Origin of the sequence: Klebsiella sp. 141251, from assembly GCF_050600725.1 — a bacterium.
GTDB classification, from domain to species: domain Bacteria; phylum Pseudomonadota; class Gammaproteobacteria; order Enterobacterales; family Enterobacteriaceae; genus Klebsiella; species Klebsiella aerogenes.
In genome coordinates, this window is the sequence record NZ_JAQIRG010000032.1 from 1 (window position 1) to 412 (window position 412).

The following is a 412-nucleotide window of genomic DNA, read 5'->3' on the forward strand; positions in this document are numbered from 1 at the left end:
CACACAGATTGTCTGATGAAAATACAGCAGTAAGTAATCTCTGCAGGCTTGTAGCTCAGGTGGTTAGAGCGCACCCCTGATAAGGGTGAGGTCGGTGGTTCAAGTCCACTCAGGCCTACCAAATTCGCTCTCGTGCTTTGTTGTGGCAAAGCTCGCATACTTCAGTATGCTTCGCTTCACCACGCCGCGCCCGAAAACGAATTAAGGTTAAAAGAGATTCATTCGATGGGGCTATAGCTCAGCTGGGAGAGCGCCTGCTTTGCACGCAGGAGGTCTGCGGTTCGATCCCGCATAGCTCCACCATCCTTACTGCAAAAAACAAGAAAACTTCAGAGTGTACCTGAAAAGGTTCACTGCGAAGTTTTGCTCTTTAAAAATCTGGATCAAGCTGAAAATTGAAACGACACACAGT

General features: G+C 48.1%; 2 tRNA genes. Both read left to right on the forward strand.

The window, feature by feature from the left end:
* Nucleotides 1-44 precede the first annotated feature (44 nt).
* Nucleotides 45-121 (forward strand) — tRNA-Ile (locus PGR09_RS24525).
* A gap of 106 nt (nucleotides 122-227) precedes the next feature.
* A tRNA-Ala gene (locus PGR09_RS24530) sits at nucleotides 228-303 on the forward strand.
* Nucleotides 304-412 lie beyond the last annotated feature (109 nt).